Annotated in this window: 1 protein-coding gene; it reads left to right on the forward strand. The window is 61.1% G+C overall.

Annotated elements, in window-relative coordinates:
• Positions 1–29 precede the first annotated feature (29 nt).
• Positions 30–265: lipocalin family protein (locus ACM0OZ_RS49330; RefSeq protein WP_414590233.1), on the forward strand; the 236-nt coding region annotated here is incomplete at its 3' end.

Raw genomic sequence — 265 nt, forward strand, 5'->3', positions numbered from 1 at the left:
TGGACCATGCCGACGACTATTCCTAGTCCATCGTCGGCGAGCCCTCCGGCCGATATCTCTGGCTGATGAGCCGGATGGCGAAACCTCCCCAAGAGGCTCGCACCACCATCCTGAACCGGACGGCAGAGCTGGGCTATGATCTCGCGCTGTTCTTATCAAACCCGGCATCGTCCGTAAATCTGTTGGCTGCCGTCGTACGTAGCGGACGGCAGTCCACTGCCGCATCACACCGCGCCAGCAGGATTCCAAGGGGCTCAGCCTGTTC

This window comes from Scytonema sp. PCC 10023 (genome assembly GCF_963920835.1).
Taxonomy (GTDB): Bacteria; Cyanobacteriota; Cyanobacteriia; order Cyanobacteriales; family Nostocaceae; genus Kalymmatonema.